Origin of the sequence: Mesotoga sp. H07.pep.5.3 (assembly GCF_002752615.1) — a bacterium.
In the GTDB taxonomy this organism is placed as follows: domain Bacteria; phylum Thermotogota; class Thermotogae; order Petrotogales; family Kosmotogaceae; genus Mesotoga; species Mesotoga prima.
This window is the reverse complement of the sequence record NZ_AYTV01000004.1, coordinates 148025-154024: the sequence shown is the minus strand read 5'-3', so window position 1 is coordinate 154024 and position 6000 is coordinate 148025. Positions and strand designations below refer to the sequence as shown.

At 46.6% G+C, this 6000-nt stretch carries 4 protein-coding genes; 2 read left to right on the top strand and 2 right to left on the bottom strand.

Going from position 1 to position 6000, the window contains the following annotated elements:
- The coding region (locus tag V513_RS02925; RefSeq protein WP_099771631.1) for a GIY-YIG nuclease family protein at window positions 1-241 on the bottom strand (241 nt) is incomplete at its 3' end.
- A gap of 1017 nt (window positions 242-1258) precedes the next feature.
- Window positions 1259-1687 carry a C-GCAxxG-C-C family protein gene (locus V513_RS02915; RefSeq protein WP_099771630.1) on the bottom strand — a complete coding sequence of 143 codons (429 nt, stop codon included), beginning with the start codon at window positions 1685-1687 and terminating at the stop codon, window positions 1259-1261.
- 108 nt (window positions 1688-1795) lie between these two features.
- Here V513_RS02915 and V513_RS02910 point away from each other — a divergent pair, with 108 nt between their 5' ends.
- Together V513_RS02910 and V513_RS02900 are read left to right on the top strand one after the other, a co-directional pair.
- Window positions 1796-2959 carry an amidohydrolase gene (locus tag V513_RS02910; protein WP_099771629.1) on the top strand — a complete coding sequence of 388 codons (1164 nt, stop codon included), beginning with the start codon at window positions 1796-1798 and terminating at the stop codon, window positions 2957-2959.
- 1575 nt (window positions 2960-4534) lie between these two features.
- A complete protein-coding gene (locus V513_RS02900; protein WP_099771628.1) occupies window positions 4535-5926 on the top strand; it encodes an ATP-binding protein in 1392 nt (463 codons plus the stop codon).
- Window positions 5927-6000 lie beyond the last annotated feature (74 nt).

Genomic DNA, 6000 nt, shown 5'->3' with positions numbered 1-6000 from the left:
TAATGAGGTTCAACTTCCATTCTCTTCTCCAGTTCTTCAACTGCTTTTCTCTGATGATTGCCTCCTTTATAGTTTCGTGGAACTCGTAATAGACAATGATTGTGCAATTGTACTTCTTAGAAAAACCTTCTACCATTTTCTCCCTATGCTCATGAATTCGTCGTGAGAGATTGTTAGTCACACCAATGTAGAAAACAGTCCTTCCTGGATTTGTAAGAATGTACACAAACCCATTATTCAAATTTAAACCCCCTTAAATTACCACCCTTTTTTGGATAGAATCTAACCCTAGATCCCGAAACAAGTTCGGGATGACAATGAGAGGGACTTCCAGAAAGTAATGGCGGGAATGATAGCGTTCGTTATTCTGAAAACGCCGCATTCAGTCATGCTGAACTCGTTTCAGCATCATGTTCTAAGAACCGCTGGACGCTGTGAAGACGACAATGTTCGTCAACGGTCCACCGTCCTCCGAATTAGCTAAGAAATTCGTCATCTGCATGACTGAGCGAAAATAGGGACTGACAGGGTCCATTAGAGCCGCTGAACGCTTAAGAACGAAGACCCGCTGGACGCTGATAAGATCAAACCCGGATCCCGAACTAAATTTGGGATGACAATGAGAGGGACTTCCAAAAAGTCATGACGGGAATGATAGCGTTCGTTATTCTGAAAACGCCGCATTCAGTCATCTGAACTCGTTTCAGCATCTAGGCCTTGAGAGCCGCTGAAGGCTGTGAAGACGACGATGTTCGTCAACGGTCCACCGTCCTACGAATTAGCTAAGAAATTCGTCATCTGCATGACTGAGCGAAAATAGGGACTGACAATTCTCCTCTTGTCTGTCCTGTTTTTCGCGTAAAAGGCAGAGATTCCAACCAGGACCTTTTTTCGGGCGAACGGCCGTTCGCCCCTACAAGAGAACTGCACAATCATCTTAAATTGTCATCCCGTAGAGCCTGCCCTGATTAGCCTGCTCCAATGAGCCTGCCCTGAAAAGGGCCTGTTCAGGGGGTCTGCACGGGATCTCGCTCTTTCATAAACCGTAGATCTGGCTCTTCATTCTGGTCGGAGAACCGTTGACGTTTTACTTGACAGGCCTCCTGCGAAGCAGCCTCACTTCCGGCGATGTTTTTCCGTGCTTCACTTCCCCGGATGTTACTCCGGGCATCACTCCCTGGGATGTTATTCCCAGCATCACTTCTTGATTCATGTCCGATGTTTTGTGGCGCATTGCGTCTAATGATTTATGGAAGACTCACTTTCCTGCGTACGTAATCTCTCTCCTGTACTTTTGAATAATCTCTTCGAGAACTCTAGCCGCCATTCGTACAGTTGTTTCACATCCGATCACGGGATCACGATACTTGTCTCTTAGTACTGAGCATTCGAGATGACCGTATCTCTTCTCGAATTCACCAATGAATTCCTCTGCTATCCGTTTCATTCTTTCTTGTTTTTCATATATCTCGCTGTTGAAGAGGATTCCTAGTACTGCAAGTGAACCTGTGACGGCTCCGCAGATACTCTTGATTCTCATGCCTCCTCCAAAGGCCCCCATCGTGTAGAAGGCCTCCTGGGGCAGGTCAAGACCGTACTCGTCGTTCGCTCCATATATCATTGCCTCTGCGCAGTTCCTCTCCACATCGTTTCTCGAATACTGTTTTCCAACGGCATCCTCAAGCATATTTATTCCCTTCCTAAAGCCTTGTTGAATTCAAAGGCAGTTATAAGTTTCCGATACGTATCACTTCTGATACAATTATTGTATAACTTTCAATAAAGGAGGCCCTGTATGTCAATACTACTAAAAAACGGGACTATTTACCCCATCACTTCTGAGCCCTTCGAAGGGGATATTCTGATCAACAAGGGAAAGATCGAACGGATAGGACAAGGACTCGAAGAGTCTGAGGCTGAAATTATCGATGTTTCGGGCAAGTACGTATTTCCGGGATTCATTGATGCCCACTCGCACATTGGTATTTACGAAGAGGGGGTTGGGGGCTACTATGGTGATGGCAACGAAGCCACAGATCCCCTTACTCCGGATGTCTCCGTTGTCGATGCGTTCAATCCCCAGGATACAGCAATAAAACGGGCATTGTCCGGAGGTGTTACTACAGTCATGGTAGTTCCCGGCAGCGCCAATCCAGTTGGAGGACAGGGTGCTATCTTCAAGTTCAAGAAAACCCTGATAGTTGATGACATGGTCGTTCGTTCCCCGGCGGGGCTGAAAATGGCAACCGGCGAGAACCCAAAGAGAGTCTACGGTGAGGGTTTCAAGAAAACTCCCTCCACGAGACTGGGAACGGCAGCTGTTATCCGTGGCTACTTCCAGAAAGTTAGAGCCTATATGGACAAGAAGAAGGCGGCCGAAAAAGAGGGAAAGCCTTTCACTGATTTTGACCCGAAACTAGAAGTCGGGGAAAAGGTACTGAGAAAAGACATCCCTGCTAGAATTCACGCTCACAGACAGGACGATATTCTCACAGCAATCAGGCTCTCAAAGGAGTTTGATTTCGATCTAGTGATCGAACACGCGACGGAAGGTTATAAGATTGTCGATTTTCTCAAAGAAAACAATGTGCCGGTAGTTCTCGGGCCAATCTTCGGATTCAGGACAAAGCTTGAATTGAAAGATATGAGCTACGACGCTCCAAGGATCCTCAACGAAAAGGGCGTTCTCGCAGCCTTCATGTGCGATCACCCCGTTATTCCCCTTGAGAACACGAACGTGCAGCTTGGGGTAGCCTTACGGTACGGGTCAAAAGAGGAAGATCTTTTGAAGATGGTCACCATAAATGCCGCTAAGATCCTGAAGATCGACGAAAGAGTTGGATCGCTCGAAGTTGGAAAAGATGCCGATATTGCAATCTGGACAAAGCATCCATTCAATCTGGCAGCCAAGGCAGAGAGAGTTTTCATAGAAGGCGAGGAAGTTTACAGCGATCTTTGAGGCACATACTTCCAGAAGAAGATCAAGGAAAAATTGTATGTAATCAGGATCAGATAGATTCGAAACTTCGCCGTACCGCGCTTTTTTGCTAGAGGTGATGGGGTTTCTCACCAACGGAAATTCGATGTTCCGATTCACACTTCAATTTGGATCCGAGAGAGAAAAGTATTATAATAGTAATGCGGTCACCCGGAAGGGTTTCACGCACTAGGCCATAGAGCCTGCTCACGGCGAAAAGCCGTTGATGAAGACGTGGGAGTATTCCCACGCCTTCTTTATTTCTTCTCTTTAGTAATACTCAAATTATGGAGTCAATCAAAACGAACGAGATGATCGAGAAGTTCAGAAGAGCAGATTTTCAGGGTTTGGGAAAAACGGAACGTTCTCATCATGGATAATTTGCATCAAGAGCTTGTTCAGTGAAGTTGTAGAAGATTCATGGGTTTTAAGCCTCCCATTGAGAGCTGCCTCTCTTCATTAGATAAACTATCCAGTATCAGATCATAGTCAGCAGTATTGCGCCCTGGCATAATTTTCGCGGGCGCCGCTGCCCGGGATGGACTCCCCGGCCTCGTGCCGCGTCCAGATGCTGACCAATACCATTGTCAGGATGACGTTAAGGGAGGAGAGTATACTGCCCTGAAAAGATATTATTTCATCCCGTAATGTCATTACACTGTCATCCCGTAGAGCCTTGCCCCTAAATCCACTCGCTTTGTCATCCCGCAGTGATCCTGTGCGGGATCTCGCATTCAAGAACCGCTGTGCGCCCAAGAACGAAGACCCGCTGGTCGCTGGAAAGAACCGTCCTTCGTTACCCGTCCAAGATCATGGACCCGTCCTTGGATAAGATCAACACCAAGATCCCGAAACAAGTTCGGGATGACAAGTAGAGGGACTTCCAAAAGCCGCTGTCGGGATAACTTCCTCATTTGCATTTAAACCCTGAATTGATTGCCGGTTCTCTTGACGAGACCTCATACCCAGTAATTGATACCCTGTTCTTCGCGTCATGCTCGTTTCAGCATCTAGGTCTTGAGAGACGCTGTACGCTTAGGAACAAGAACCCGCTGAACGCTGATAAGATCAAACCCGGATCCCGAAACAAGTTCGGGATGACAATGAGAGGGACTTTCAAAAGCCGATGTTGGGATAACTTCCTCAGTTGCATTGAAACTCTGAATTGATTGCCGGTTCTCTTGACGAGAGCTCATACCCAGTAATCGATACCCTGTTCTTCGCGTCATGAACTCGTTTCAGCATCATGTTCTAAGAACCGCTGTACGCGTAAAATCAAGGAGCCGTTTTTCGCCGTGCAAGTAAGTTCTCTGCTGGCTGTGAAGGAGCGTCTCTTCTGCCCGGCGTAGCAGGAAGTGGTTACCGAAGGTGAGTGGCCTGCGTCAGCAGACTGGCTCCCAAAAGTTATCTTTCTCTTGGTGAGCGTAGCGGACTCTTCACGTTATTCCTCGTCCTTCGGAAACACTCTAGACGCTTTTCGAGAACTCCACTGATAATGATATAATTAACTCTAGAGTTAGTAACTTACGAGTTAGGAGTTGCATTGGAGGTTGTAAAATGTTCATCAACAGAGAGAAAGAGCTTGCTTCTCTCAGGAAGCTAAAGAACAGTGGAAAGTTCGAGATGGCCGTTGTTTATGGACGTCGAAGAGTGGGTAAGACCGCTCTTCTAAAACAGTTCTCTCAAGAAATGGAAAGCATCTTCTTTGTCAGCGATGAGGTCAACGAGAAAATGATGCTGCGAAACTTTTCGGAAGTCGTTCTAGAACACTTCGGCCAGAAAGACACATTATCACCTTTTGAGTCATGGGAGAAGGCGATTAGGTTCGTTGGGACAAAAGCAAAAGAAAAGCGTCTTCTGCTAGTAATAGATGAGTACCCGTACTTAGTGAATGCTAGTAGCTATTTCCCGTCTCTATTACAGCGCCTCATAGATCATGAGCTACTTGAAACAAAGCTCTACTTAGTTCTTTGCGGTTCATCTGTGAGTTTCATGGAGAGCGAAGTGCTGGGCAGTAGGAGCCCCTTATTTGGAAGGAGAACTGCTCAGATAAGAGTCGAGCCATTCACCTATCGCGAAGCCTCACTGTTCTTTCCGGAACTGAGCAACGAAGAAAAAATTACCGCTTATGGAATTTTGGGGGGCATCCCGCAGTATCTGCAGAAATGGAACCAGCATCTTCCATATACAGAGAATATTGCAAACAACTTTCTCGATACATCGGCGTATCTTTATGCCGAGCCGAGATTCTTGTTGAGACAGGAACTGCGCGAACCTTCCCTATACAACACAATAATTGAATCAATTGCGCAAGGCGCTACTCGCCTGAACGAGATAAGCACAAGGGTAGGAGAGCCTAATGATAAGACTGCAAAGTACATAGCTACACTGCTGAACTTGAATATATTGGGACGAGAAGTGCCCGTTACAGAGAAGAACACTTCACGGAAGGCGATCTACTATATCAGAGACAACCTTTTTAAGTTCTGGTACACCTTCGTGTTTCCTAATCTCTCGCTTATCGAAACCGGTATGACAGAAGAGCTTCTGAACAAGAAGATCGCCGACGGACTCAGCAAGTATCTAGGTCTAGCTTTCGAAAACATATGCAGGGAATATTTATCGCACAAGAGTGTCAGGGGAGAACTTCCCTTCAGGATTACGAAGTTGGGCAAGTGGTGGGGAAAGAACCCGGCAACGAAGAAGGAAGAGGAAATTGACCTTCTTGGTCTCGGAGATAGTCAAGTAATAATCGGTGAATGCAAGTGGGCAAACGCTAGAGTCGGCGTAGGCGAACTTGAGAGATTAAGAGAAAAGGGATCGCTTATCGCTTGCGAAGACAGGATATTCGTGATCTTTTCCAAGAGAGGATTTACCGCAGATCTGGAAGAACTAGCTGCAAGAGATGCAAGTGTTTACCTGGTGACCTTAGACGACCTCTTTGCCTGAAAAGAACATTGGATTGCAAGTGGTTTCATTGGGGCAAAGTCTCGAAGGCCTCCTGCCGTAGGCAGCCTTGCGTC

What these genes read in the sequence shown, in the direction of transcription:
- V513_RS02915 (WP_099771630.1), bottom strand. Translation starts at nt 1,687, where the DNA reads ATGCTTGAGGATGCCGTTGGAAAACAGTATTCGAGAAACGATGTGGAG.
- V513_RS02910 (WP_099771629.1), top strand. Translation starts at nt 1,796, where the DNA reads ATGTCAATACTACTAAAAAACGGGACTATTTACCCCATCACTTCTGAG.
- V513_RS02900 (WP_099771628.1), top strand. Translation starts at nt 4,535, where the DNA reads ATGTTCATCAACAGAGAGAAAGAGCTTGCTTCTCTCAGGAAGCTAAAG.